Here is a 25,480-nt window from a genome sequence, read left to right as displayed (position 1 = left end):
ACACCTATTCCATTTCCCAGTCCAAATCGGATTTTTTGATAGCCGATGCAAAGTCCTGCCACTGGGTATTCATAAAATCGTCCACGGCATCAGAAAAATCGGAAATCAACTGGGTTGCCTGCTCCAAGGTCTCCCAATGCTGTTTGGATGGTTCCGTGGTCTGTGCCGCCGCAATCTGTAGGACTTCCCGAATTTTTGAATAGGCCGATGTTTCAAAGGATTGCCAAGCCCCTACCTGGCGTTCCGGTCTTGGGGTCTGACCTTTTGCTTTCAAGGCTTTTAAGTCAGTTTTCATTCGGTCAATTTTTCGTAGTAAGGAAGCGTTCGATTTTTCCGATGCATCGGCTAATTGCTTTAAAAGCGTTTCGACCTTTTTCTGCTTTTTATCAATGGATGTAAGTTGCTCCGAAATCTGTTTTACCTGCACATCCGCCGTTTTTCTATACTTGTATAACTGTAGGTCTACTTCCTCGTCCAAATCGAAACGTGGATCCGGTATCACTTTTACTTTGGTGGTATCGGATACATTTCCATACTTCAGGACGATGGTATAGTCTCCGGGTAGCACGGGGATATCCCTTGAGAAATCATCCGTCCAGGAACCTAGTAGGGAACTAGACTTTTCGTCCAATTTCCAAAGCATATAATTAAGTCCCACTTTGAGATCTTTGGTTTCCACCGAATTGATTTTGTTGCCTTCATGATCAAAAATATCGGCCTTAACAACATCCCCCACCTTGGGTGTTCCCGAAAGGTAAAAGGGAATTTCCGTCTTTTGAAAGACTTTGTTCTCGCCCTCAAAAGTGGTGTGAAACCCGGTCCATATATTCCCCGGCGGATTTATAAAAAGCCCCTTGACCTGTACGGCATCGTTCATGGGCAGGGCGGTCAGTCCGTCTTTCAATCGGTTACCCGCAATTTCCCGCAAAGACAACAAATCGTCCAGCACCCAAATGGCCCTTCCAAAAGTTCCTACGATAAGGGCCGACTCGGTTTCCTGAATTTTTAAATCCATGGTGGATACGGAAGGAAAACCGTTTTTAAACTGCGTCCACGCTTGGCCTTCATCGGCACTTACCCAAAGACCGTGCTCCGTTCCCAAAAAGACCAAATTGGGTTCTACGGGGTCTTGGATAAAGGTGAGGGCATACCCACGTACCGAATCTCGGTTCACCATTCGCTGCCATGTCTTTCCAAAGTCATCGGTCTTAAAAAGGTAGGGTTCGTAGTCGCCTTTTCTATAATTGTTGACCACCATCCAAGCGGTTCCCTTGTTATACGTGGATGACTGAATCTGAGCGATCCACCCTTCTTCTGGCATTTCGGTTACATTTGAAGTAAGATTGGTCCAGCTCTTGCCACCATCAGTGGTCAATTGCACCTGACCGTCATCGGTACCTACCCAAATCAATTGCTCGTCCAGCGTACTGGGCGCTATGGTAAGGATGGAGCTGTAACGTTCCGCCCCGGAAACATCAAGTGTGAGTCCGCCGTAATCCCCTTTTTGGTATTCCGGATTATTGGTGGATAAGTCCGGGGAGATGACCTGCCACGTAGCCCCTTTGTCTGGAGTATAATGCACGAACTGGGACCCGTAATAGGCTGCATTGGGGTTGAACGGATCCCTCGCAAAACCGGCGTTCCAATTAAAGCGTAGCTCTGTTTTTACATCGGGTGCGGGAGGTTGTATGTTCACGTAATAGCCCGTCAATTTATCGTACCGATACAAATTTCCATTTTGCGAAGAACCATAACCAAAACGGGAGTTTTCCAAATCCGGCGAAATATCAAAACCATCACCACCCACTAAATACTGCCAATAGAGCGTGCGGATGCCCCCACGTTTCCATGTATAGGCCGGGCCGGACCAATTGCCGTTGTCCTGCATGCCCCCATAGACATTATACGGGCGGTCGTTATCCACACCCACATGGTAGAACTGTGCCACGGGAATGGTCTCTGGAAAATACCAACTTTTGCCATGGTCATAGGTAATGCCCAGACCGCCATCGCCCCCAATGATGAAGTGTTTCGCATCCTTGGGATTGACCCAAAAGGTATGGAAATCGGCATGGATACCCTTGGTCTCATCGGCGGGAATCATGGGGATCGTATCAAAAGTCACGGCCCCGTCATAACTGACGGATAAGGGCTGATATATATTATAGACGCGATCGGCATCTTCCGTATCCACCGCCAAGTCCTGAAAATAAAAAGGTCGGTTATTGGCAAATTTTGGATTTTCATTGATCAATTCCCAATGCGCTCCCGAATCTTCACTTCGGTAAATAGCGTTCTTTTTCGCCTCAATCTTAGCATACATTCTATTGGGGTTGGAAGGGGCCATCGCCAGCCCGATTCGGCCTAAATCGCCCGAAGGAAGGCCTTCATCTGTCCCTAATTTCTTCCAGTTTTTTCCTGCGTCCTCGCTCACAAAAAGTCCGGAACCTTCCCCACCGGACGTAAAATAATACGGTGTGCGTTCATGCTCGTATAGGGCCACGAACAACCTGTTTGGATTTCTTGGGTCCATGACCATGTCCGCAACGCCAGATCTTTCATTGGTATGTAAAATTCTCTCCCAATGGGTACCGCCATCGATGGTTTTATACAATCCCCTATCCTGATTGGCCGTAAAAGGATCTCCCATGGCACCCACATAGACAATATCTGGATCAGTAGGGTCAATAATTATCCTATGGATGGTCTTGGTAGCTTCCAGGCCCAAATGCTTCCAACTTTTACCTGCGTCCTCACTTTTGAAAATTCCCATGCCCAAATTCATCGAGTTTCTTGGGTTTCCTTCGCCTGTACCTACCCAAATCACATTGGGATTGTTTTGTTGGATGGCCAAGGCGCCAATATTTTGGGTCGGTTGGTTATCAAAAACAGGTTTCCAAGCAGAACCACCATTCTCAGATTTCCATACACCACCGGAGGCGGCCCCCACATACATGATTTTGGGATTATCGGTCACAACATCAATGGCCGTTATCCTGCCACTCATATTCGCCGGACCTACATTCCTGATCTTTAGATTCTGTAGTTTTGAAAAGTCGATTTGTTGGGCACTTGCCAAGCTTAAACAAAATATGGCGAATAGGGCAGTTTTCAATACGCTAACTTTCATCCGTAATGTTTTCGTTACTGTCAAAAATAATTGATTTGGCCAAATATATATGGAGCAATCAGAATAAAGAGATTCATACGTATCGTAAAACCTGGGGGCAGAAGGGCTTTGCCAAAAGAATTTTATATGAAATCGATTTAATGATTTGGTTCGGCCTATTGAAAACTTCGATTAGTGTTATTGATAATGCATATTACCTTTCTGAATATCAAAAACGTGTTATATTCTTTAATAATGCGGTACGATTCTTTAATCTGGATGCTTCCAAATTTGAGTAACCAAAGACCTTTTTAATACCAACCATTTTTGGGCCGAATTCCATCATCGAAAAAAACGGATGCATTCGGCCTTTTTTATTATTTAGAGTATTTTTATTTACCCTACTGGGGTATTCATTCTCCTTAAGGTATAATCCACAAAAGCATTGATTCCGAATTCCCATCGGGGAATCTTATTCGTCATATTGACCCAATTGGTCAATTGACCCAATTTAGGCGATGCGATAACCACTTTATCATTTAACTTATGGGTAAAGCCCATGCCTTCTGCGTCCCTGTCCAAGGTGGGGGCGAACATCGTTCCGCAAAATAGTACAAACCCGTCCGGATATTGATGATTGTCACTCAGGACCTGGGCCACCAATTCCTCTGGTGACCTGCTTATTTCGCCCATATCACTGGAATCCTCCAAAATAAATCCATCCTTGCCTTCAATTTTTAAAGATACCTTGGAAGTCTTTACGTCTTCCAGCGTAAATGTTTCGTCCAACATTCTGAACAAAGGCCCAATTGCACAAGAGCCGTTTTGGTCCTTTGCCTCTCCCAACAACAAGGCGCTTCTGCCTTCAAAGTCCCTTAGATTAACGTCGTTACCCAATGTTGCACCTACAATTTCGCCCTTGTTGGTAACCACCAGTACCACCTCAGGTTCGGGATTGTTCCAACCGGAATCATGGTGTATTCCTACTTCGGCACCGTAGCCTACGGCCGAAAATGGTTGGGACTTAGTGAACACTTCGGCATCTGGGCCTATACCCACTTCTAAATATTGGGACCATATTCCTCGTTTCTTTAATTCCTCCTTCAACTTCATTGCATGCGCAGAACCAGGTCTTACGTTATTGAGTCCTTCCCCAATGGTAGCGGTAATCTCTTCCCTGATCTGATTTGCCAATCGAGGGTCCCCCTTTGCCTTTTCCTCAATGACCCGTTCCAAAAGACTTTTAATAAACGTAACCCCACAAGCCTTTACCGCCTGAGTATCGTTTGGTGCAAGTAGATAGGGTTTGTTCCCATCCCTGTTTTGATAAAACGAATTGTCCAAGATGTCTTCCAGGTTTCCCACCTGCGAAATGTTGGGATCATCCGTGTTCAAAACCTTCATATAGGAGCCATCATTGACCAATTCACTGGTGGATTTGTAATAGCGTGATACGTCATAAACCATCCCCTTATATGCCCAAATGACGTGCGGCCCCGCTATATTATTATAGGCTATTTTTTTTGGAATGTAACATCTTCCTATCCACGTGCCTTCTTTTGCCATTTCGGGAATTATCTGATTATTTTCCATGTATTCCATTGATAATTAATTTTTTTTATAATCTAAACTATGCTATTCCAAATAAGTCAGGTGCCAGCTAAAGGACTTTTAGGCATCTTTACCGGTTCCCTGCCAAAAGTTCAATTAAAAAAACTGAGCCTCATTCCTTTCAAATTCTAAAAATAAAAAACCGTATTAAGGTGCATGCAAGAAACGGCAAACCCTTTTTAATTCTATCCTCGCTTTCCCAATAATTAATGCCCCTACGGGAAATACCGGGTAGGTCTGTGTGTATCCAAAATTCTTTACCTGTTTTGGCATGAATAGCGATTAGAGAACTATTTTTTCCCAGTACATACATGGTACTATCCACGATAATGGGACTAAAAAAATAAAATCGGTCATCTCCAGAAGGATAGCTCCAAAGCAGTTCCAATTCACCCACATTGGCTTTGGTAATGATTGGTGATTCAAAGTATTTGGATTGGTCAGGGCTTCCACCATATTGGGACCAGGTAGTGTGCCGGGTTGTTTTCTCTGTCTTCGTTTGACATCCTACCATGACGCTTAAAAAGGATGGTACGAGAATTAGTACAGATAATTTATTCAATAATTGTTTAGTTGACATGGTGTATAATGCAAGTAAAGCATACTATGGCGAAATATAGAATATTCGCCATGGCAACTTAATCTTATTAGATTGTTCTAGATCTTACCAAGTTCTCTTCTTCAATATTTCTTGGATTTGTTCCCTGGAAACAGGTAATTCATCAATATGTTCATTGAGCCATTTGCTGAAATCCTTTTCAATTTCATCGGCCCAACGAGTATCGATTTGGCCCGCAGTATAAACACCCTCCTTTATACGTTGATGTCCGAACATATCGCGCAAACGAACAACTTCTGAGGTCGTCGCCACCTTCTCGGCCAAATGCGGTGGTATGAAAGTTACCACACCCATTTTTCCCAATACTACATCACCGGGCATTACGGTTACAGTACGGATTCTCGTAGGTTGATTGATTCCTATGAGCATCGTGTTCAAATCACCCGGTGGATTATGGTGGGAAGCGTCATAACTGGTGTAATAGGAAGTAAAACCTCCTATTTCCATGAGTCCCTCAACATCCCTTAAAGCTCCATCATAAACAATTCCATTTCCGGTCTTTGCATAAATTGCATTGCCTACGTTGTCCCCAATGGTAGGTCCGTCCTTATCCGCACCAAATTGGTCTGCAACGTACACATCGCCATTTACCAATATATCCACGGGCCAGGTGTTTTGACCACGTTTTCCCTGTGCTTTTCCCCGGTCATCAATGGCTTTCCAAACATCTGGGCGGCCGGGCATGAACGTTGCGGTGACCGCGCGACCTACCAAAACACTATCGGGATTGATCAGTTTCCAGTCTTCGGCAATTTGATACCGATAGCCTTCGTTTTTCATTACGGCCCAGGCCTCCTCCACACTAACAGACTTTATCCTTTCCAATAAGGCATCGGACACTTTGGGTCTTCCATCCTCAAAGCGTTCTCCTGTCCACTGTGGAGTTAAAAAAATAAGTTCTTCCTTACTAATCTGTTGCCCCATCATCTGGGTCGCCAAACCGATCAGCACCACTAACAGCATATACTTTCTTTGTAACATAATCGTCTCTATTTTATGTGTTATTGATTATTCAAAAAATGGAATGCCTTCGGGGGCATACTTTCGCATGGCGTCCTCATTGATATCCACTCCAATACCTGGTTTATCGGAAACCTTCACAAAACTGTCCTTCACCCAATCCGCTTCATCATAGGTCACTATTTCCTTGAACATAGGGTCTGTGTGGAAGTAGGATTGCCATTCCATTAAATGGAAATTGGGAACCGAGGCACACACATGGGCACATGCCATGGCACCCAAGAAGGAAGCCACCATATGTGGTGAGAAGGGTACATAGTATAAATTGGCGAGGTTGGCAATGCGCTGTCCTTCCCCTAGGCCCCCACATTTTTGAAGGTCTGGCATGATGATGTCCACTCCATTGTCCAGCAATTGTTTAAATCCGTGACCTAAGTATACGTTTTCACCCGCTGAAATGGGTGTGCTTGTTTCCTCCGCAAGTGTTTTGAATGCGTCAAAATTTTCTGCTGGAATAGGCTCTTCCAACCAAGTTAGATTTAAATCTTCTACTTTTTTGGCAATGGTCTGGGCGGTCACATGATCATATCGTCCATGCATATCCACACATAAATCTATTTTTGGTCCTACCGCTTCCCTAACCGCAGCAAGTTGATCATACATTCGTATAATCTCACCCGGACTGGCGGTCCAATTATAGCGATCATATTTATCAGGATCGCTCGCATAATCCAAATCGAATTTCAATGCGTTAAAGCCCCAATTACTAATGGCATCTCTGGCCGCAGTGGCAAAATCATCCGGAGAAGGAAAACGAACTCGATAAAGCGCGGTATCACAATACACTCTTACCTTATCCCTGAATTTACCACCCAGCAACTTATAAACCGGTAAATCCAATGCTTTGCCGGCCAAGTCCCATAAAGCGGTCTCTATAGCGGAAAGCACAGCTACATAAGTTCCAGACTGCGCACCTCCAAAATGACCTGCGCGGCGAATATCTTCAAATATTTTATGGACATTGAACGGACTTTGGTCCCTTAAAAAGTGTCCCATTCTTTTGACCAAATGGTAGGTTCCGGGTACGGCATCAACACCCTCTCCGCATCCATAAATTCCTTGGTTGGTATATATTTTTACAAACAGTCCACTACCCCGACGAATAAAACCGCATTTTACATCGGTAATCTTTAAGTCAGAGGGTGAGGAAAGTTTTGGATTTTTATCAATCGCCGTTACATACTCGTTACCATACGTACTTGATACCATACCCAATCCGGCACCGGCCATTAGGGATTTGGAGATAAAAGATCTTCTTGAATTTTTCATTGGTTCTTTTGATTTTTTTACATCGTTTTTCTTTGCTAATTGACCTTTATTGTGTTGGGTTGCTTTACCGTAGGTTTTCCGTGCCAATAAGAAGCCAATATAGATCCAGTTACGTTCATTAACGGCCCAAAAACTGCCGGGGCCAGCCCCATGGTGGCAATTTTACCTAGACTGTTCGCGATACCCGAAGCTAAACCTCCGTTTTGCATTCCTACTTCAATTGCTATTGTCCTTGCATCCTCTTCAGACATCTTAAATAGTTTGGCATACCAATACCCCAGGAAGTATCCGAAAATATTGTGTATTAGTACCAATAACATAAGTATACCCCCTATTTCCAATAAACTGTCCCTTCCTGCAGCAGTAATAATGGTGATAATCAGACCTATGGCCAACATGGATACCAACGGCATGGCTTTTCCTATAAAATTTGCGTTTTTACCCAAAATCTTATTTACAATTAGTCCCGCTCCAATGGGTAGAATAATCATTTTAATTATGCTCCACATCATGGAAAGCACATCGATTTCTATGAACTCGCCGGCAAATACTTTCATCATAAGTGGGGTGAGAAAAGGCGCCAAGAGGGTGGCTATGGAGGTGATGGTAATGGATAAAGCTACATTCGCATTGGCCAAAAAAGCCATTACATTGGAAGCCACACCACTGGGAGAGCAGCCTATAAGAACGATACCCGCGGCAATTTCAGGTGGAAAATTACTGATCTGCGCCAAAAAGTAGCCAATTAATGGCATTACGAGCAATTGGGCAGATACTCCTATGACCACTCCTTTTGGCGATTGAAAAACAGCTGCGAAATCCTTAAGACTCATGGTGGTTCCCATACCGAACATGATAATCTGTATAAGTGGAATTATAAGAACGGTCAATTTGAAATTCCCAATATTGGTAAAATAGGATGGATAATAGAGCGCGGCCGTAACGCCAGCAAAAATCATGGTTGTAAAAATTAACCCACTCAGTTTTACGTAACCATTGAAGCCGAAAGCCAACAACGCAAAGAAGCCTAAAATAAATGGGCCGGCCTTGTCTAGGTTCCCAGTAATTATCATACCTATGACAACAAGAAAAAGTGCTGCTGCCAATCCTATAGAAATTGAATAAATAGTAATTTTTCCCAAGGTAATATGTGTTATAATTTATAAGCCTGTCTTGCCAATAGCTTCCATCGGCCTTCTTTTTTAAATATCAATAGACAGCCAATCCTTACATCGGCTGGTTTACCATTATTGGTTCCTTGGGCTTCAAAAATATGCCGAACCACGCCTACTTTACCGGTTACCGAAACGGTCTGGTCCTTTGGGGTAATGGAAGAAAACTGAAAGGCACCATTGAGTACCCCGTTTACATATTGAGATTTGTTCTCCAAAGAGCCGCTGGAATGGCCATATGTCAATTTTTCCGAGGTCAATTGCTCCAGAACTTCTTTATCCTTGTCCACCATGGCCGAATATAATTCCGCAACTGTTTTTTCAATTTCCGAAACATTCTTATTTGGGCCCTGCGCCGATGTTAAAGAAGTAAGGCCCAAAAGTGTAATAAATACTAGTCCACGGGCAACCTTGAAATGTAATCTCAACTTCATTGATATCATATTCCTCATTATTTAATGGTTTGGTATTTATTTTTTTCTGGAAGCCATATAATCGTTAAGCTCCTTTCTGGTCATAGGTAATTTGCTGTCGGGATATGATTTTAACCAGTTTTCAAAATCAGCATTGATCTCATCGGTCCAACGGGTATCGATTTGACCCGCTGTATATTTCTTTTCCCGTAATCTTTGAAATCCGAAAACATCCCGTAAGCCTACAATTTCAGAGGAAATCACCAATTCCGAAGCCAAATAGGAAGGAATAAATATGGTTCCATGCCTATTGGCCAATACAACATCGCCAGGCAATACCGTTGCCCTTCCAATTCGGATGGGCACATTAATGGACGTTAACATTTCCTCTTGAAGATACGATGGGTCCGCTCCTTTATGCCATCCATTGAAACCTTCAATATCCAAAAGGCCCGCAACGTCCCTCACGCCGCCATCAAAAATGACCCCGTTCTGTGAATTGGCATAAATGGCATTCCCCAAATTGGAACCTATAAGGGTCCCATCAATAATTCTACCGTAACCATCCGCAACGTAAACGTCTCCTGGCACCAATTGTTGAATAGGCCAAGAATTACTACCTCCAATGGTATCTCTTTTTTCCTCGGCTCCCTTTATTTTTATTAATTTTTGATAGTCCGGTCTTAACGGCATATACTGGGCAGTGACCACTCTTCCTGTCATCACACCTTCTGGATGGATTATTTCCCATTCCCCTTCATATTGGTTGTTGTAGCCCCTACTTCTTAAAAAGCCCCAGGCCTCTTCTATCTGTATATTCTTCATTCTACTTAATAGGGCATCGGACACCTTGGGTCTTCCATCATCAAAGCGCTCCCCTTTCCATTGGGAAGTCAGCTCCTTGATATATTCCGCAGAACCTGTAACCCCTTGAGCATCGCCTTGGAAATGGTATGTTAAACAACATAAGACCATTACAATTTTGAAATTTTTCATTTTTACAATTATTAAAGTTCTCTTGATTTATAGTATTACAAAATTTAGATACCATTGTAAGCAAGCTGAGAACCCTTCCAAAAAAGGAAGTGTTCTCCAGCCTAACTTAAACTAACTCAAATTCTAAATTTCAATGTTCATACATTCTTTCTCAGTTCTATTAATTACAATTTTAAAACCTTAACTAAATGTTCTGTCATGTGATCTAAGTTCATTCCATTCCTCTGTGGATTTAAAGAATGTCTTATCAGATGGATGCAAATGGGCCTTAACCACTTCTTCATCCAACTCGATACCCAAACCTGGTGCAGTGAGTGGTACGGTGGCAAAACCTTTATCTATCATTTTAAAACCTCCCACCGTTTTTACCAGACTTTCCCACCAGGGAACGTCAACCGAGTGGTGTTCCAATGCCAAAAAGTTTTGAGTGGCGGCAGCGCAATGCACATTGGCCATAAATGAAACCGGCGTACCAGCCTGATGCATGGCCATGGCTATACCATATTCCTCGGCATAGTCGGCAATTCGTTTAGTTTCCAAAAGCCCGCCAGAAGAGGCCAAATCCGGATGTATAATATCCACGGCCCTGTTATGGATCAAGGGAAGGAAATCCTTTAAAAGATAAATATCCTCACCAGTCGTTGTTGGCGTCTCTATAGCATCCGTAATAGTGCGCCATTGTTCATTGTACTGCCATGGTACCATATCCTCAAACCAGGCCAATCTGTATTTGTCCAATGCCTTTGCCAATCGAATACCGTTGTTCAAATCAAAGTGTCCGTAATGGTCCGTGGAAATAGGAATCTCATAGCCCACCATATTACGAACATCCTCAACTACCTGTTGCAATTCTTCCAAACCTTTTTCAGTGATTTGGATTTGCGTGAAAGGATGCATCGTATTTCCGTAGGACATCATATTTCTTCGATCTCCCCATTGAGCCAAAACACCCTTATCATTTTCCCAAAACTTACCATTCACAACGGTTCCAGGTTTTCCCCTGAGCTCCCCTATAGAAACATCCATTTTCAACCAAGTATATCCTTGCTCATTTACCCTAAAGTCTATCAATCTTTTTTGTTCTTCGGGGGATGATGCTTCGGGTGTATCCGCATATAGCCTAACCTTGTCCCTATATCTTCCACCAAGCAGTTGCCAAGCGGGAACGTTGTAGGCCTTTCCGCAAATATCCCAGAGGGCCATTTCTACGGCACAGACACCGCCCGCTTGTCTTGCGGGACCCCCAAATTGCTTGATACTCTTAAATATCTTCTCGACGTTACAAGGGTTTTCCCCAAGGATTCTGCTCTTAAGAAAAAGAGCATAGCGAACATCAGCCGCATCCCTAACCTCACCCAGACCGTAGATACCTTGATTGGTTTCTATTTTTATAATAGCGGTACCACCCATGACATTGGTCAAGGCATATCGCATGTCAGTTATCTTGAGGTCTGAAGGTGCGGACATACGGCTAACCTTAGAAGTCGTTTGGGCTATTGTATCCTCTATCCCAAGTCCGATCATTCCGGTCATCGCTATTCCACCCAAAGCCGTCTTCTTTAGGAAGTTTCTTCTTTCGTCCGGGGTCTTAGGGTTTTCAAGTTCCGACTTTCTAGATTGAAAAAGATGCTTCTCTTCCAGTTTGTTCTTCTCTATGATCTGTTTTAGAATTGATTTCATTCTTATCTATTATTAAACTTGTATACTTGTTAATCCACGTCCCACCTTACTTTGGTATCCAAATTATCAGGTCCCATTCTAGAAACCGCTTGTTGAAGATTTCGTTGTTAAAAGGCTATTTTTGCGGTAGAACATATCAATATTCCAAAAAAGGCAAACGGTTCATAAACCCCATTGTTTATAATGTTCCAAAAACAATTTCTCCAGAAGTATTTTGCTTGGGTTTTCCAATGGATAGGTAATTAGAATCTTAGGATATATCTTTTAAATTAGGCATCACTCCCATTCAATAATTGTATTTTACACACCTAACAAATCCAATGTATTAAATTGATACTATTTGTGCAATATAAATATTACATCTTAAATATTTTAACAAATAAAATGTCATTATGAAGTTTTTCAATAAATGTAATTCAAAGTACAGGACAGAAAATTTATTAGATAAAAAGGTAGTCCTATTACCCAAATGCACTTAGAAATGAACTGGGGCTGCCTGGAGTTCCCATTTTATGTATCTATTGGATTCGAGTATAATCATTCATTATCTGCCTATATTGAATGATTCTCAGCAAAATATTGACTGATTTCATTAAAAACCGAAGGTTTTTGATCCTTAATTTGGATTTTTTGATAAAAGGTGTAGGTTATATGTAAGTCATAACCCAAAACACTTTATGCGTCAACTAAAAATTACAAAGCAAATTACGAACCGTGACACCAAGTCACTTGAAAAGTACTTTCAAGAGATAAGCAAAATCGAACTGATTACGGCTGATGAAGAGGTGAAACTAGCCCAAAGAATAAAAGAGGGAGACCAAAAAGCTTTGGAAAAATTGGTAAATGCCAACCTACGATTTGTTGTTTCTGCTGCCAAACAATATCAAAATAGGGGATTAAGTTTAACAGACTTGATCAACGAAGGAAATTTGGGACTGGTCAAGGCAGCAAAGCGATTTGACGAAACACGGGGCTTTAAATTTATTTCCTATGCCGTCTGGTGGATCCGTCAATCTATTTTACAGGCTCTGTCCAAGAATGGAAAATCTATCCGATTACCACAAAACAAAATTGCGACGAACACCAAAATCTACAAGGTGTATTCTTCATTGGAACAGCAATTGGAACGTGCACCAAATCCATCGGAAATAGCATCTGAATTGGATATGAGCGAAAGAAAGGTGGAAAGTTCTATCAAAATTTCTGGGAGGTCACTTTCATTGGATGCTCCCTTTAAGGAGGAAGAATCATCCAACCTCTATGACGTACTTTCCTCCAAGGACGCGGATAAACCGGATGAAAAAATGATGAAAGAATCGTTGCAAACAGACATACATCAAGCCTTGGAAACAATACCTGAAAGACAGCGCGATGTAATCCGCCTGTTTTATGGTATAGGCAAGGAACCTCCAATGAGCCTCTCAGAAATAGGCGATTTATTTGATATTACCCGGGAGCGAGTGAGACAAGTACGCGAAAAAGGACTGCGTGCATTAAGAAAAAAGTCCAGAAATAAAGTATTGAGAAGTTATTTATAATCCAAAAAAAGAAACATGTTAAAAATAGAAGTAAAAGAAGGAGAATCCATTGAGAGAGCCTTAAAACGTTACAAAAGAAAATACAGAAAAACAAAGGTGCTGGACCAAATAAAAGAGAATAAACATTACAAAAAACAATCCACTGAAAGGAGAGAGGCCCTTCAAAAGGCGGAATATAGGCAACAATATATTTTAGAGAACGAAGACCAATAATTTTTGGGATTACCAATATGGCTCTTAATGGGTGTCAAATCTAACGATACCTTAATAAGAATTGGTGCGAATTAAGGATTAACTACTTGATAATCAAAATAACATAAGCTTAACATGGTCAATTTGTAAAGACCGTTCAGAATCTTATGTTATGCACTTACAAAAACCGAAGAATGAAGATTATTTATGTAAAAAGAGAAAGCAATGTAAGAGAAGTATATAGAACAAGTCTAGGGCATTTGAACTGGAAGGTAACTTATATTAAAAAATATTTTCTAGGAATGCCGTTCAAAACCATGCACAAATACACACATACTTTTTTCACGAAAAAAAATAACAGAGTAGAAAAAATGCTATTCGTTTAAACTAAACAATCACCTTTAAATTTTAATAAACAACAAAACTATTTTATGAAGATTTTAGTTATCGGAGCAGGAAACATGGGACTCACCTACGCGGAAGGAATGTCCAAATCCAAACTATTGAAAAGAAGAAACATTATGGTGTTGGATACCTCCGAAGAAAAATTAGAAGCGCTTAGGAAAGAGGCCAAATTTGATACTTTTAAGGAATTGGCAGATTGTGTTCCACAGGCAGATATTATTTTTATTGCCGTTAAGCCATATCATGCAGAGGGCTTGATGATGAAAATGGAACCTCTCGTAAACAAAGGGCAGATTGTAATTTCCATTATGGCAGGCGTAACCATAAAAACGATTAAGGTCCTTACCGGCCTAAGTAAAGTTGTAAGGGCCATGCCAAACCTTCCAGCCCAAATAGGCAAAGGCCTAACCTCTTTTGTAGCATCGGAAGAAGTATCCAGAATAGAACTTTTAACCATTGAAAGTTTATTGGATACCACAGGCAAGTCCATTTTGGTAAGCGACGAAAATTTTATCGATGCTTCTACAGGTATTTCCGGAAGCGGTCCGGCCTATGTGTTTTATTTTATGCAAAGTATGATGGAGGCGGCCCTAAAAATGGGCTTTTCCAAAAATGTCTCCAAAGTGCTCGTAAGCCAGACCTTTACAGGTGCCATTGAACTTTTCAATCAGAACGACCTTTCACCCAATTCTTGGATGGACAAGGTAGCCAGCAAAGGAGGTACTACCCGTGCAGCTTTGGATAGTATGGATAATAACAAGGTAGGTGAACTAATTAAGGAAGCTGCCTTTGCAGCATTTGAACGTGCCATTGAACTTGGAAAAGAGAAATCGTATGTATAAAGAAAAAATAGTGGTGAAAGTTGGTACCAATGTAATGACCAACAAAGACAATAGAATTGTTAGACCTGTATTACGAAACCTAGTAGAGCAAATCGCAAAATTGTACGAAAGGGATATTATTACCGTATTGGTTTCTTCCGGATCAGTCATCGCTGGTAAAGAGGTTTTGGGAAAATCCAACATCGAGGATAGGACCCAAAGACGCCAAGTATATTCTGCCATTGGACAACCCAGAATGATGCGCCTTTATTACAATATTTTCCATGATTACGGAATGAAATGTGCCCAGGTACTTCCCACCAAAAGGGATTTCAGTCCTGGCGTACATAGACAAAATATGGTCAACTGTTGTGAAGGCCTATTGTCTGAAGGTGTTATTCCCATTGCCAATGAGGATGACGCTGTATCTGTAACTATGAGCATGTTTTCCGATAATGATGAATTGGCAAGCTTAATTGCTCAGCTTTTGAATGCGGACAAGCTCATTATCCTGACCGATATCGATGGACTTTACACAGGTGACCCCAACGAAGAGAATAGTGATTTGGTCCAACATGTAAAACCTGAGGAAAATTTGGACAAGTATATCACGGACAATAATAAAAAAGAGGAGGAAGGCCGAGGAGGCATGGGTTCCAAACTGGATTACGCACAGCAGGCGGCAGCCAAGGGTATACCTACCTATATTGCCAACGGTAAAAAGAAGAATACCATCATCGACATCATTGAAGGTAAAAATGTAGGGACAATGGTAACCTTGGAAGAAGAATTAGTAAAATAGAACATCTTAATTAGGATGGCTTTAAAAGCTTGAAATAAAGAAATAGATGTTCCCATAAAAAAGAGTTTAAGAAACAAATGAAATTATTGACTACAGACATAAAAAATAAGGTATTGGACAGTATGATGCGACTTCTGGATAAAAACAGGGAAAGTATCATCAAAGCAAATAAAAAGGACTTGGACCTATTCCAGAAAGAGGACCAGGCTATGTATGACCGACTTATTGTTACCAATACCAAAATCGATGGTATGATACAATCGATACGAGAGGTTCAGAGCCAGGAAGATCCTGTAAACCAACCCATTTCATCTCGAATTCTGGATAATGGGCTGGAAATAATCAATAAAACGGCCCCTTTCGGCACCATTATGATCATTTATGAATCGCGACCAGATGTGACCATTGAAGCAGCGGTTTTGGCTTTTAAAGCCAGTAACAAAATATTATTAAAAGGAGGTAAGGAAGCCCTTCGTAGCAATACTATACTTACCGAGCTTTGGCACCAAGCCTTAGAGGAAAACGACCTTCCCAGAGATTATATCCAATTGATGACCTTGAATAGACAGGAAACCCAAGAATTCCTAAAAAATCCCACGGAAAAATTGGACCTCATCGTTCCACGAGGTGGGGAAAGGTTGATCAATTTCGTAAAAGAACATGCCAATTGCGCCGTACTTGTAAGCGGTAGAGGTAATAATTTCCTGTATGTGGATGAAAATGCAGATTGGGAAAAAAGTATCAAGGTCATCATGAATGCCAAGACCGATAAAATTTCGGCGTGTAATGCGTTGGACAAAATACTGATCAGTCAGAAAATCGATAACTACGAACAAAAACTCACGGAGTTGTACAATCTATTGAGCTTCAATGGTGTTGAAACATGTGTAGATGAAACCGTTGGTAAAACCTTGATAACGGCCAAGCCTATTCAAGATAAATCCATGTGGAAGGAAGAGTTCCTTGCTATGAAATGCTGCTTGGCGGCAGTAGATTCGTTGACCGAAGCAGTTTCCAAAATAAACGAGTATTCCGGAGGGCATTCCGCCACCATTATGACCAATGACAAGGGAATTGCCAGACAGTTTATGGAAGAAGTTGATTGCGCGGCGGTATATCAAAATGCTTCCACAAGATTTACCGATGGCGGTCAAATGGGCGTAGGTGCGGAGCTTGCCATCAGTACGGACAAGCTGCACCACAGGGGACCTTTGGGATTGGAACAATTGGTCACCAACAAATATTATGTCTTTGGCGACGGTCAAATAAGGGAATAAGGAAAAGAATCAAGCTTAAATTCTAACTCAAATACCTAATAAATCCTACACAATGTTTGAAACAATAGAGACTATTGAGGGAGCGACCATATATCATGGGGAGATCCATAATAGAGTTTACTTATCCGAAATAAATTCTGCAAAAATCGATGCGATTTTGCCAAAAATGACGGAACTGGCAAAACGGAAGAAGTATGATAAAATCTTGGGGCTAGTCCCGGAAAATGCCATCACGCATTTCAAATCCAGCGGCTATACAATAGAGGCAAAAATACCCGGATTATATAATGGAAAGACCACGGGCTATTTTTTAGCGGACTATTTGAACAAGAACAGGCTCCAATGTGATGAAAAACAGTTGAAGACCATTGAAACCGTAAAGAGAATAGCGATGGCCGCCAACAAGCCCAATGAAAATCCACACATGGGCATACCAAAAGACTATACGATACGTAAACTGTGGAAAAAGGATTTTTCCTCTTTGGCTACCTTACATGAAATGGCCTATAAATACCATCCAAAGCATATAAAAAAAGTACACGATTTTGAGGGATTGGAGGAAATGGACCATCAATTTCATGGGCTGTTCGTTAACGATGAACTTTTGGTATCCGCTATTTTGAGGGTACATACGACAGAGGCAAATTTGGAGATTGTAGATTTTGCAACGCATCCTGACTATAGGGGCCAAAACCTTTCCTATTACCTAGTGCAGGAAATCAAAAAACTCATGAACGTTGAGAATTGCACCACGATTTACGCGTTGGCAAGAGCCACTTCGTACGGGTTGAACATTACGTATAGCAAACATGGTTTTAAGTTTGCCGGCACTCTTACCAACAACGCTTTCGTTAGGGACGCAATGGAGAGCATGAACGTTTGGTACTACAATAGGCATTAAATATGTAACCTATCCAAACTTCCTTTCCGGGTCAAAAGGCGCAATATCCATAGAGGTCTCCTCGGCTTCCATGACTTCTGAAATGAGTTTGCCGGTTACAGGTCCCAAACTCCAGCCCATCATGGCATGGCCCGTAGTGATGAAAAAGTTATCGAAGGCCTTCATCTTGCCTATATAGGGCAGACCATCAGGAGAGACGGGCCGCAAACCACATTTGGCACTGTTGATTTCGGCTTTGGTTATTTCTATGGTTGGGTAGAATTTCTTTACGGCTTCTGCAATGGCCTCTACCCTATTCAAATTTATATCATAGTTTACGCCCGAAAACTCCATGGTTCCGGCAAACCGGGTAAATCCGTCCATTGGCGTAATCGCCACTTTTGCCTCCATTAAAATGGCTGGGAGTTTTATTCCCGTAGGCCGATGCACATCGATGCAATACCCTTTTCCAGCTTGTACCTGAAGGGTTAGGCCCAGTTGTTTTACCAAATCATTGCTCCAGGACCCAGAAGCCAAAACCACGTTGTCAGGTTGGTAGGTTTCCTTGTTGGATTGAACGGTATTGATTTTTCCGTTTGACGATTGGAACTTCGTTACCGCTTCGCCATAGTTTATTTGAACACCGTTCTTTAATAGATATTCCTTCATTTTGGCCATGAAGACGGTGGGCGTGGTATGGGAATCGCAAAAATAATGAAGGGCTCCCTTCCCAATAACTTCCGTGTCCCCGTGCAGCTTCTTTAATGCATCGGTTTCCAAATGGGTAACCTCCAAGCCAAAGCCTTTGGCGGTTGCCGCCACTTTTTTCTCGGCATCGCCATAGGCATCGGTCTGATAAATCATGAGAAGCCCCTTTTTCTCCAAATGAAAGTCCCCCAAATCCCCGGATTCCTTAATTTCATCGTACAATTTGGAACTTAAAAGATTGATGTCTTTTATGATGGGCGCGGCCCTATCTACTTTTTCTTTAGTGGAAGATTTATGAAAGGCCCAGGCCCATTTAAAGAAATCGACATCCCAACGTGGTTTGATGTAAAACGGGCTTTTACTATCCATCATCATGGACAATCCTTTGGTAATCACCCCGGGTGCCGCCATAGGTACGATATGACTGGGCGTGAGATAACCTGCATTTACATATGAAGCCCCTTGGCCGCCCATGGACTGTTCCAAAACCGTGACCTGATGCCCTTTTTTGTGCAGGTAATAGGCCGAACAAAGCCCCATTACACCAGCGCCGATAATCAAAGTCCTTTTCTTTTCCGCCATATTATATTACTTGAAAGCCGAAGGCATAAGGGTCTGCTTCATCAATGGTAATTTCATTGTAACCATACTTTCTCGCCCAACCCTTTATGCTGGGAATTACGCCCGTAAAATTACCAATTTTACATTCCTTTTCAGCCATCCCTATGAATTTTGAGCCTATAATACTTTCATGCACAAACTCCGCTCCAAGGCCCAATTTGCCCTTGGCATACCACTGGGCCATGCGGGCCGAGGTACCGGTACCACAAGGGGAACGATCAATGGCCTTATCGCCGTAGAACACAGCGTTTCTTGCCGTAGCATCGGTTGAAATGGTCGTGCCCGTCCAAAGGACATGGCTCACATCCTTGATGGATGGATTCTCTGGATGTACAAATTTTTCTGGATATTTCAAGTTGATATTCTGTCTGAGCTCCCTCGCCATTTCTATCAATTGGGAGGCCGAACAATCCTGCAATCCAGAAAAGTTTTTCTGTGGGTCAAAAATCGCGTAGAAATTTCCGCCATAGGCCACATCAAAAACAAGTTCTCCCAAGTAACTGGAGGAAACTGTCAAATCCGATGCCGCCAAGTAAGAACCTACGTTGACCAGTTTTACCCACTCCACTTTATTTCCGTTCTGTTGGTAGGTCACCTCCACCAATCCAGCAGGCGCTTCCATTCTAATCTTGCCGGGCTCTTTGGGAACCACAACGCCCTCTTCAATGGCCATTGTTATCACGCCGATGCTGCCATGCCCGCACATGGGAAGGCAACCACTTGTTTCTATAAAGACAATGCCAAAATCGTTATCAGGATTTGAAGGAGGATATAAAAAGGCACCGCTCATCATATCATGGCCCCTAGGCTCATACATAAGACCTTTTCTGATCCAATCATACTCCTTCATAAAATGGAGTCGCTTTTCGCTCATATTCGCCCCCTCCAAGGTAGGCGCACCTTCAACGACCAGCCTTACGGGGTTCCCACAGGTATGTCCGTCAATACACTTAAAAACATGCTCTTTCACTCAATTTCTATTTTGTTGGATATGCTGGAATTTGTACTCCGAAGTTCGCTCAAATTTATGGTTCGCTCCTAGGACTTTTTACTTTTAATATAATCGTTCACCCTTCTTTCCAAAATGGGCAAGGTAACCGTACCCTGGCCCAAAATAACTTCGTGAAACTCCCGGATGTTAAAGTCGGGACCAAGTTCCGTTTCAGCTTTGAATCTCAACTCCCGTATCTTCAGTTCACCCATTTTGTAGGATAGGGCCTGTCCGGGCCATGCGATATAACGGTCGGTTTCCGTATTGATTTCATGGAGCGACAGCGCCGTATTGTCCTTCATAAAGTCCAAGACCTGTTGCTTTGTCCATCCCTTGGCATGAATGCCCGTATCCACGACCAAACGGGTTGCACGCCACATTTCATACGTGAGCTTCCCAAATTTTTCATACGGTGTCTTGTACATGCCCATTTCATCGCCCAAAAACTCGGTATACAGGGCCCATCCTTCCCCAAAGGCGGAGAGGTACATATTTCTTCTGAATTGGGGTATACTATCGGACATTTCCTGATTGAGACTCCCCTGCAAATGATGGCCGGGAACCGCTTCGTGAAGGGTCAAGGACGGCAATACATACAATGGCCTGCTGTCCAATTTATAGGTGTTTACCAAATAATACCCGGGTTCTGTGGGACTGCGAGAGCCGGAATACCTACCTCCCGTATATTTGGGTGCCAGTGCATCGGGTACTTTTATGACCCCGTAGGGTTTTCTGGGCAAGGTGGAAAAATAGGCAGGTAATTTCGCGTCGATTTGCTTTGCAATGTTTCGAGCCTCTTTTAATAAGTCCTCGCCATCGGTCACGTAAAACTGGGGGTCGGTTCGGAGAAACTCCAGAAAGTCGGCAAAACTTCCCTTGAAACCGACGGACTTTATGATTTCCTGCATTTCGGAACGAATCCGAGCTACTTCTTTTAGACCGATTTGATGCACGTCCTCTGCGGTGTATGTATCCGTCGTGGTATAATAATTTACCCTGTTCTGATAGAGTTCCGCTCCTCCGGGCGTATCGGAAATACCAAACGTGTTCCGGGTATTGGGCAAGTATTCCGATTCAAAAAAGTTCTTTATTTTTTTGAAGGTTGGCACGACCGATGCCTCAATGGCCATTTTGGCTACACCAAGAATGGAATCCTTTTGTGCGGATGTTAGCGATGATGGCAGATCCTTAAAGGGACCGTAAAATGCATTGTCCGTAACATTGTCAGTGATATGCTGGTTGTAGGTGGATTCATATCCCTCAAAAATTACCTTGGGTTGTGAAACCTTTCTTTTGAGGGCCATTCGCAACACTTGAAAATGCTCCTCGGCAAAGCGGGGCATATCATTGAGCACGTTCAAATAATGCTTGGCACTTTCATAATCCCGTATTGGCCGAATACGATAATTGAGACTGAGATGAAAACCCTGATCGGCCTGGATCGGGTTTAGGTAGAGTCCGTGTTTGTACTCGTCCACCCTGTTTTGGAGACTAAATTTCAGCAGTTCTAGGGAAATCATTTCGGTTTCGGAAAAACCTTCCGTTCCAACTGATTCCAGTTTTGCTAGTTGTTCCTGGGCAAAATTGGCATTCTTTTTAAAAACTTCGGGAAGGTATCGGCCAAGGGGGAATTCGTTCCGGTCATACAGTTCAAACGCCTCCACCTCCCCGATGATTTTTTCCAAGGCTTGCTTTTGGGCAAACATCGGACTTGCATACAATACAATGCCAAAAACCAAGATTAAAATTCTCCTAACAGTTTGTATTGCCATCATCCCTGTATTTAAAAAATTGCTTCTTCCAAATGCAAATAATCCGGCAATTGGGGCCTGTTTGCCATTCCGATCTCGATAATCTTCAGTACTCTTTCCCGCTCCGCTCCCTGTAAAGGCAGTCGGGGAGCCCTAACGTTTTCTGTGCCTATGCCCGTGGCAACTTCGGCCAACTTAATATTCTGTACCAACTGTGGGTTGATGTCCAATTCCAGTAAGGGTAGGAACCATCGGTAGATTTCGAGGGCCTCCTTGATCCTTCCGGCTTTTGCCAATTTGTAAATGGCAACCGTTTCCGCGGGAAAAGCACAAACCAGTCCGGCAACCCATCCTTCGGCACCCATCAACAAACTTTCAAGACCAAGGGTATCCACCCCGGTCAATACTTTGAGTCGGTCACCAAACCGATTCTTTATCCGGGTAACGTTTGAAATGTCACGCGTACTTTCCTTAACGGCGGTGATGTTTTTTTCATCCAACAAGATCTCGAACATATCCAGGGTCACCATAATCCCATAATCGATTGGGTTGTTGTAGATCATGATAGGCAGATCTGTACTACGTGCCACCTCCTGAAAATAGGTCACCGTCTCAAAATCATTGGCCTTGTAACGCATGGGCGGTAGCATCATAAGACCTGATGCGCCATTCTTTTCAGCCGCTTTCACGGCATCTATAGCTCCTTGGGTCGTCTGTTCCGCAATATTTAAAATTACCGGGACTTTTCCATCCACGATATCGATCGTCCTTTTTAACAAGGTCTCCTTTTCGGGTCCGGTCAAGGTACTCGCCTCACCCAAGGTGCCCCCTAGGATAATGCCGTTTACCCCGGCAGCTACCTGTGCCTCGATGTTCACTTGGAACATATTCAAATCCAATGCTCCGTCCTTTGTAAATTTTGTAGTAACCGCAGGCATTACCCCACGCCATGAAAATACCATAACTCAATAATTTTGTTTTCATAAAATTACATAGACAATGTAAAAAGCCCTAATTGCATCTTATCCAGTTTCAGTATTATATTACCCTTATATTTGAAAATAATTAGCATTTTACGGATATTTTGAACTAATCTTAAAAAATGAAAGTACTGCCCTTCGTAATCCCAAAATCGCCCTCGGAGAATTTGGTATTCCAGGTTGATGAGGAAATCCGGTTCTATGACAAGCTCCATTAACATGAGGAAATACAGATAAGTTATATTGAGCGGGGTACCGGAAAACTGATCTTTATAGACGGAATTCATCCATACAGCTCCGATGAGCTTTTTGTTATAGGAAGTACCATTCCCCACCTGTTTAAAAGTGAGGATACCGGCAAGATACCATCTAAAAGGTACACGCTGTTTTTTACCAAGGATTCCTTTGGTGAAAATTTCTTCCATTTATTGGAACTTCAAGATGTACGGATGTTTTTTGACAAGGCGCAACATGGGTTTAGGGTGTTGGAACAACAAAAAGAACTCGGTCAATTTATAAAGGGGATGGAACATAAAAATAGATTCGACCGATTTCTAGGATTGTTGCAGCTACTGAGCAAGTTATGTGGCCTTCCTAGCCAGACGCTCTCGCTATCGGCCACCGCAAAGATGCGAAGTCTGGACAAAGGGGAACGGTTGCAGCGCATTTTTGATCTGGTAATCCAAAATTTTCATAGGCCCTTACCACTGGAAGAAGTAGCTTCTTTAAGCCATATGACCAAAAATTCCTTTTGTCGGTTCTTTAAAAAACATACCAACAAAAGTTTTATGGACTTTTTAATCGAATATAGGGTGTCCCATGCGTGCCAGCAATTGGTGTTGTCAAACAGCCTATCAATTAGTAAAATCGAAGAGACCTATGGTTTTCAAAATCAGTCCAATTTCAATAGACAATTCAAGGCCCTAAAAGGCATATCCCCATCTTCCTACAAAAAGAGTTTTGAATAGCAGTTTTCCGTTGTAAAAAACACGTTATTAACTTTGCGTAAATAGTCTTAAATTACCCTTTGAAAAACTCAGCTAATGAACATCTTAGAAATGAAACAGTTATATACTTTCGCCATCACTTTATGTATCGGCTCGTTAACATTCGCCCAAAAGGCAAATACCAAAACCCTTGAAAAGTTTACGGAACTGAAGGTCTACGACCGAATTGTAGTTTCCTTGGTAAAAAGCAATGAGAACAAATTGGTCATTACGGGAGACGACCGTGACGAAGTGGAAATATCCAATAAAAACGGACTTCTAAAAATCAAGATGGAGTTTGGCAATTTCATGGACGGCGATGAGGCCAAGGGCACCTTATACTATTCAGAAGACTTGACCTTGTTGGATGTCAATGAAAATGCAAAAATTATTTCCGAAGAAACCTTCAAGGGTTCCAAAGTCGAAATTAAAGGACAGGAAGGTGGAATCATTGACCTAAAGGTCGATTTGGAGGAAGTCTACGTACGCTCCGTATCCGGAAGTGAAATAAACCTAACGGGAAGCAGTAAAAAACAGGAGGTTTCCGTGAATACGGGCGGAAAGGCCTATTGCAAGGATTTGAATACGGAGGTTACAGAAGTAACCGTGATGGCAGGGGGTAGGGCCGATGTCAGAGCCACGGAGGAAGTAAATGCCAAAGTGAAGGCCGGTGGATCCATTTACATCTATGGAAAACCGAAGAATGTGAAAAGGGACAAAGTCTTTGGGGGTAAGATTCAAGAAATGGATTAGTTATTGTCCAATTTCCCTAGCTTCAAAACCAACCAATTCATCTCCTTGAAATTCGGGGGTCACTTCAATGGGGTTGCAGCATACTTCACAATCTTCTATATAGGTCTGTTTGGAAATGGAAGGGTCCATGAGCATGGAAACCTCTTCCCAGCAATACGGACATTGAAAAAAGTGCTCGTACATAACTTGGTACGATTAATTCCCTTTAAGTCTTTTGGTCAATTCTTCCAAGGTCATCCGTTGCACCAAACTTTCCGCATTGGAACTGAAAATAACCTGATTCCCCAATTTAAGCTCCAATTCATCCTCCTCCCTATCCAAGAACAGGTCTGAAGCTTTTGCCCTGATTTCCTCAAGTTTAATATCGAAGCGCTTTTTTAAGGTAATATCGCCATCCGTGCGCGCCAGTTCAAAACCACTATAGTCGAACAATCGTTTTAGGCCACTAAAGAATTTGATGCCAACAAAAACGAGTCCCGCCATGGCAAACTTGACGGCAAGGGTAAACACATCGATTTCTTCACCATTTACAAAGGTCATTACAAGATTTACGACTCCGTTGACGCCCAAGAAGAAAATAATGAGCCCCAAAATGACCGCAAAGACATCGGTCAAGGTCGCGCTTTGGGTCCTGGTTACCAAAAATTTATTGTCGGTCATTTCGGCCTTAAAACCAAAATCCTTCAAAAATTCAAAATTTTTGATGCGTGCAATTTTATCGTCGATAGCGGCATCAAGTTCCGAGGTATCAGCAATAAGTCCTCTCTTATTGATCTCGTCCTTTAATATTAGTTGGGACTCGAATGTCAATTGGGAATACTGTTCCAACACCTCCAAAAGTTCTTTGTCCGTTTTATCCTTGTACATGGTACGCTATTTTATAATT

Annotated in this window: 24 protein-coding genes and 1 pseudogene; 9 read left to right on the top strand and 16 right to left on the bottom strand. The window is 42.4% G+C overall.

The genetic code is table 11. From position 1 onward, the window contains the following. Positions 1 to 4 precede the first annotated feature (4 nt). Positions 5 to 3,130, bottom strand: coding sequence for a WD40/YVTN/BNR-like repeat-containing protein (locus DZC72_RS08415; RefSeq protein WP_125222382.1), 3,126 nt, complete (start codon positions 3,128 to 3,130; stop codon positions 5 to 7). Positions 3,131 to 3,165: 35 nt separating this feature from the next. On the opposite strand from DZC72_RS08415, the gene DZC72_RS08410 reads away from it, so the two are divergent. Next, on the top strand, positions 3,166 to 3,408 hold the full coding sequence (locus tag DZC72_RS08410; protein WP_125222381.1) for a hypothetical protein: 243 nt from the start codon (positions 3,166 to 3,168) through the stop codon (positions 3,406 to 3,408). Positions 3,409 to 3,505: 97 nt separating this feature from the next. Here the strand turns inward: DZC72_RS08410 and DZC72_RS08405 are convergent, their stop codons facing one another. The 8 genes from DZC72_RS08405 to DZC72_RS08370 form a co-directional block, all read right to left on the bottom strand. Next, entirely contained in the window at positions 3,506 to 4,711 is a 1,206-nt protein-coding gene (locus DZC72_RS08405) for a fumarylacetoacetate hydrolase family protein (RefSeq protein WP_207891718.1), read from the bottom strand. 130 nt (positions 4,712 to 4,841) lie between these two features. Then, entirely contained in the window at positions 4,842 to 5,282 is a 441-nt protein-coding gene (locus tag DZC72_RS08400) for a hypothetical protein (RefSeq protein WP_125222380.1), read from the bottom strand. A 102-nt stretch (positions 5,283 to 5,384) separates the two neighbouring features. After that, on the bottom strand, positions 5,385 to 6,320 hold the full coding sequence (locus DZC72_RS08395; RefSeq protein ID WP_125222379.1) for an RraA family protein: 936 nt from the start codon (positions 6,318 to 6,320) through the stop codon (positions 5,385 to 5,387). 27 nt (positions 6,321 to 6,347) lie between these two features. Further along, positions 6,348 to 7,628 (bottom strand): mandelate racemase/muconate lactonizing enzyme family protein, encoded by a 1,281-nt coding sequence (locus DZC72_RS08390; protein ID WP_125222378.1) that lies wholly within the window; start codon positions 7,626 to 7,628, stop codon positions 6,348 to 6,350. Between the two features lie 35 nt (positions 7,629 to 7,663). Then, complete coding sequence (locus tag DZC72_RS08385) at positions 7,664 to 8,734, bottom strand: bile acid:sodium symporter family protein (protein WP_243641679.1); 1,071 nt, start codon at positions 8,732 to 8,734, stop codon at positions 7,664 to 7,666. Positions 8,735 to 8,781: 47 nt separating this feature from the next. Then, positions 8,782 to 9,234, bottom strand: a complete 453-nt coding sequence (locus DZC72_RS08380) for a nuclear transport factor 2 family protein (RefSeq protein ID WP_165869289.1) — start codon at positions 9,232 to 9,234, stop codon at positions 8,782 to 8,784. 36 nt (positions 9,235 to 9,270) lie between these two features. Continuing rightward, complete coding sequence (locus DZC72_RS08375; protein WP_125222376.1) at positions 9,271 to 10,209, bottom strand: RraA family protein; 939 nt, start codon at positions 10,207 to 10,209, stop codon at positions 9,271 to 9,273. A gap of 180 nt (positions 10,210 to 10,389) precedes the next feature. Next, positions 10,390 to 11,889, bottom strand: coding sequence for a mandelate racemase/muconate lactonizing enzyme family protein (locus tag DZC72_RS08370; protein WP_125222375.1), 1,500 nt, complete (start codon positions 11,887 to 11,889; stop codon positions 10,390 to 10,392). A 677-nt stretch (positions 11,890 to 12,566) separates the two neighbouring features. Here DZC72_RS08370 and DZC72_RS08365 point away from each other — a divergent pair. The 6 genes and pseudogenes from DZC72_RS08365 (at position 12,567) to DZC72_RS08335 (ending at position 17,825) form a co-directional block, all read left to right on the top strand. Then, positions 12,567 to 13,427, top strand: coding sequence for a sigma-70 family RNA polymerase sigma factor (locus tag DZC72_RS08365; protein WP_125222374.1), 861 nt, complete (start codon positions 12,567 to 12,569; stop codon positions 13,425 to 13,427). Positions 13,428 to 13,442: 15 nt separating this feature from the next. After that, positions 13,443 to 13,640 (top strand): 30S ribosomal protein S21, encoded by a 198-nt coding sequence (rpsU, locus tag DZC72_RS08360; protein ID WP_125222373.1) that lies wholly within the window; start codon positions 13,443 to 13,445, stop codon positions 13,638 to 13,640. A 410-nt stretch (positions 13,641 to 14,050) separates the two neighbouring features. Continuing rightward, entirely contained in the window at positions 14,051 to 14,866 is an 816-nt protein-coding gene (gene proC / locus DZC72_RS08350; RefSeq protein ID WP_125222371.1) for a pyrroline-5-carboxylate reductase, read from the top strand. Further along, the gene (gene proB / locus DZC72_RS08345; RefSeq protein WP_125222370.1) at positions 14,859 to 15,647 is read left to right on the top strand and encodes a glutamate 5-kinase; all 789 of its coding nucleotides are present in this window, start codon (positions 14,859 to 14,861) and stop codon (positions 15,645 to 15,647) included. Before proC ends, proB begins: the two co-directional genes overlap by 8 nt. Positions 15,648 to 15,709: 62 nt before the next feature. Next, positions 15,710 to 16,924, top strand: a pseudogene (locus tag DZC72_RS08340) (glutamate-5-semialdehyde dehydrogenase); the annotation flags it as partial. A gap of 52 nt (positions 16,925 to 16,976) precedes the next feature. After that, complete coding sequence (locus DZC72_RS08335; RefSeq protein WP_125222368.1) at positions 16,977 to 17,825, top strand: GNAT family N-acetyltransferase; 849 nt, start codon at positions 16,977 to 16,979, stop codon at positions 17,823 to 17,825. A gap of 9 nt (positions 17,826 to 17,834) precedes the next feature. Here the strand turns inward: DZC72_RS08335 and DZC72_RS08330 are convergent, their stop codons facing one another. The 5 genes from DZC72_RS08330 to DZC72_RS08310 all read right to left on the bottom strand — a co-directional run bounded on the left by DZC72_RS08330 (position 17,835) and on the right by DZC72_RS08310 (position 23,280). Continuing rightward, positions 17,835 to 19,094, bottom strand: a complete 1,260-nt coding sequence (locus DZC72_RS08330; RefSeq protein ID WP_125222367.1) for an NAD(P)/FAD-dependent oxidoreductase — start codon at positions 19,092 to 19,094, stop codon at positions 17,835 to 17,837. A 1-nt stretch (position 19,095) separates the two neighbouring features. Next, a complete protein-coding gene (locus DZC72_RS08325) occupies positions 19,096 to 20,103 on the bottom strand; it encodes a 4-hydroxyproline epimerase (protein ID WP_125222366.1) in 1,008 nt (335 codons plus the stop codon). Positions 20,104 to 20,171: 68 nt separating this feature from the next. Further along, positions 20,172 to 21,899, bottom strand: coding sequence for a DUF885 domain-containing protein (locus DZC72_RS08320; RefSeq protein ID WP_125222365.1), 1,728 nt, complete (start codon positions 21,897 to 21,899; stop codon positions 20,172 to 20,174). 8 nt (positions 21,900 to 21,907) lie between these two features. Further along, the gene (locus DZC72_RS08315) at positions 21,908 to 22,837 is read right to left on the bottom strand and encodes a dihydrodipicolinate synthase family protein (protein ID WP_125222364.1); all 930 of its coding nucleotides are present in this window, start codon (positions 22,835 to 22,837) and stop codon (positions 21,908 to 21,910) included. Between the two features lie 26 nt (positions 22,838 to 22,863). Then, positions 22,864 to 23,280: a hypothetical protein gene (locus DZC72_RS08310; RefSeq protein ID WP_125222363.1), complete on the bottom strand. Its 417-nt coding sequence runs from the start codon at positions 23,278 to 23,280 to the stop codon at positions 22,864 to 22,866. Positions 23,281 to 23,283: 3 nt separating this feature from the next. On the opposite strand from DZC72_RS08310, the gene DZC72_RS08305 reads away from it, so the two are divergent. Both DZC72_RS08305 and DZC72_RS08300 read left to right on the top strand, forming a co-directional pair. Beyond that, the gene (locus DZC72_RS08305; protein WP_125222362.1) at positions 23,284 to 23,823 is read left to right on the top strand and encodes a helix-turn-helix domain-containing protein; all 540 of its coding nucleotides are present in this window, start codon (positions 23,284 to 23,286) and stop codon (positions 23,821 to 23,823) included. A 75-nt stretch (positions 23,824 to 23,898) separates the two neighbouring features. Then, on the top strand, positions 23,899 to 24,594 hold the full coding sequence (locus DZC72_RS08300; RefSeq protein WP_125222361.1) for a head GIN domain-containing protein: 696 nt from the start codon (positions 23,899 to 23,901) through the stop codon (positions 24,592 to 24,594). Here DZC72_RS08300 and DZC72_RS08295 read toward each other — a convergent pair whose 3' ends face one another. Beyond that, on the bottom strand, positions 24,595 to 24,777 hold the full coding sequence (locus DZC72_RS08295) for a CPXCG motif-containing cysteine-rich protein (protein ID WP_125222360.1): 183 nt from the start codon (positions 24,775 to 24,777) through the stop codon (positions 24,595 to 24,597). A 12-nt stretch (positions 24,778 to 24,789) separates the two neighbouring features. Further along, on the bottom strand, positions 24,790 to 25,461 hold the full coding sequence (locus tag DZC72_RS08290; RefSeq protein ID WP_125222359.1) for a hypothetical protein: 672 nt from the start codon (positions 25,459 to 25,461) through the stop codon (positions 24,790 to 24,792). Between the last annotated feature and the right edge of the window lie 19 nt (positions 25,462 to 25,480).

Source organism: Maribacter algicola, assembly GCF_003933245.1.
Classification (GTDB): Bacteria; Bacteroidota; Bacteroidia; order Flavobacteriales; family Flavobacteriaceae; genus Maribacter; species Maribacter algicola.
This window is presented reverse-complemented; position numbering and strand designations above follow the sequence as displayed.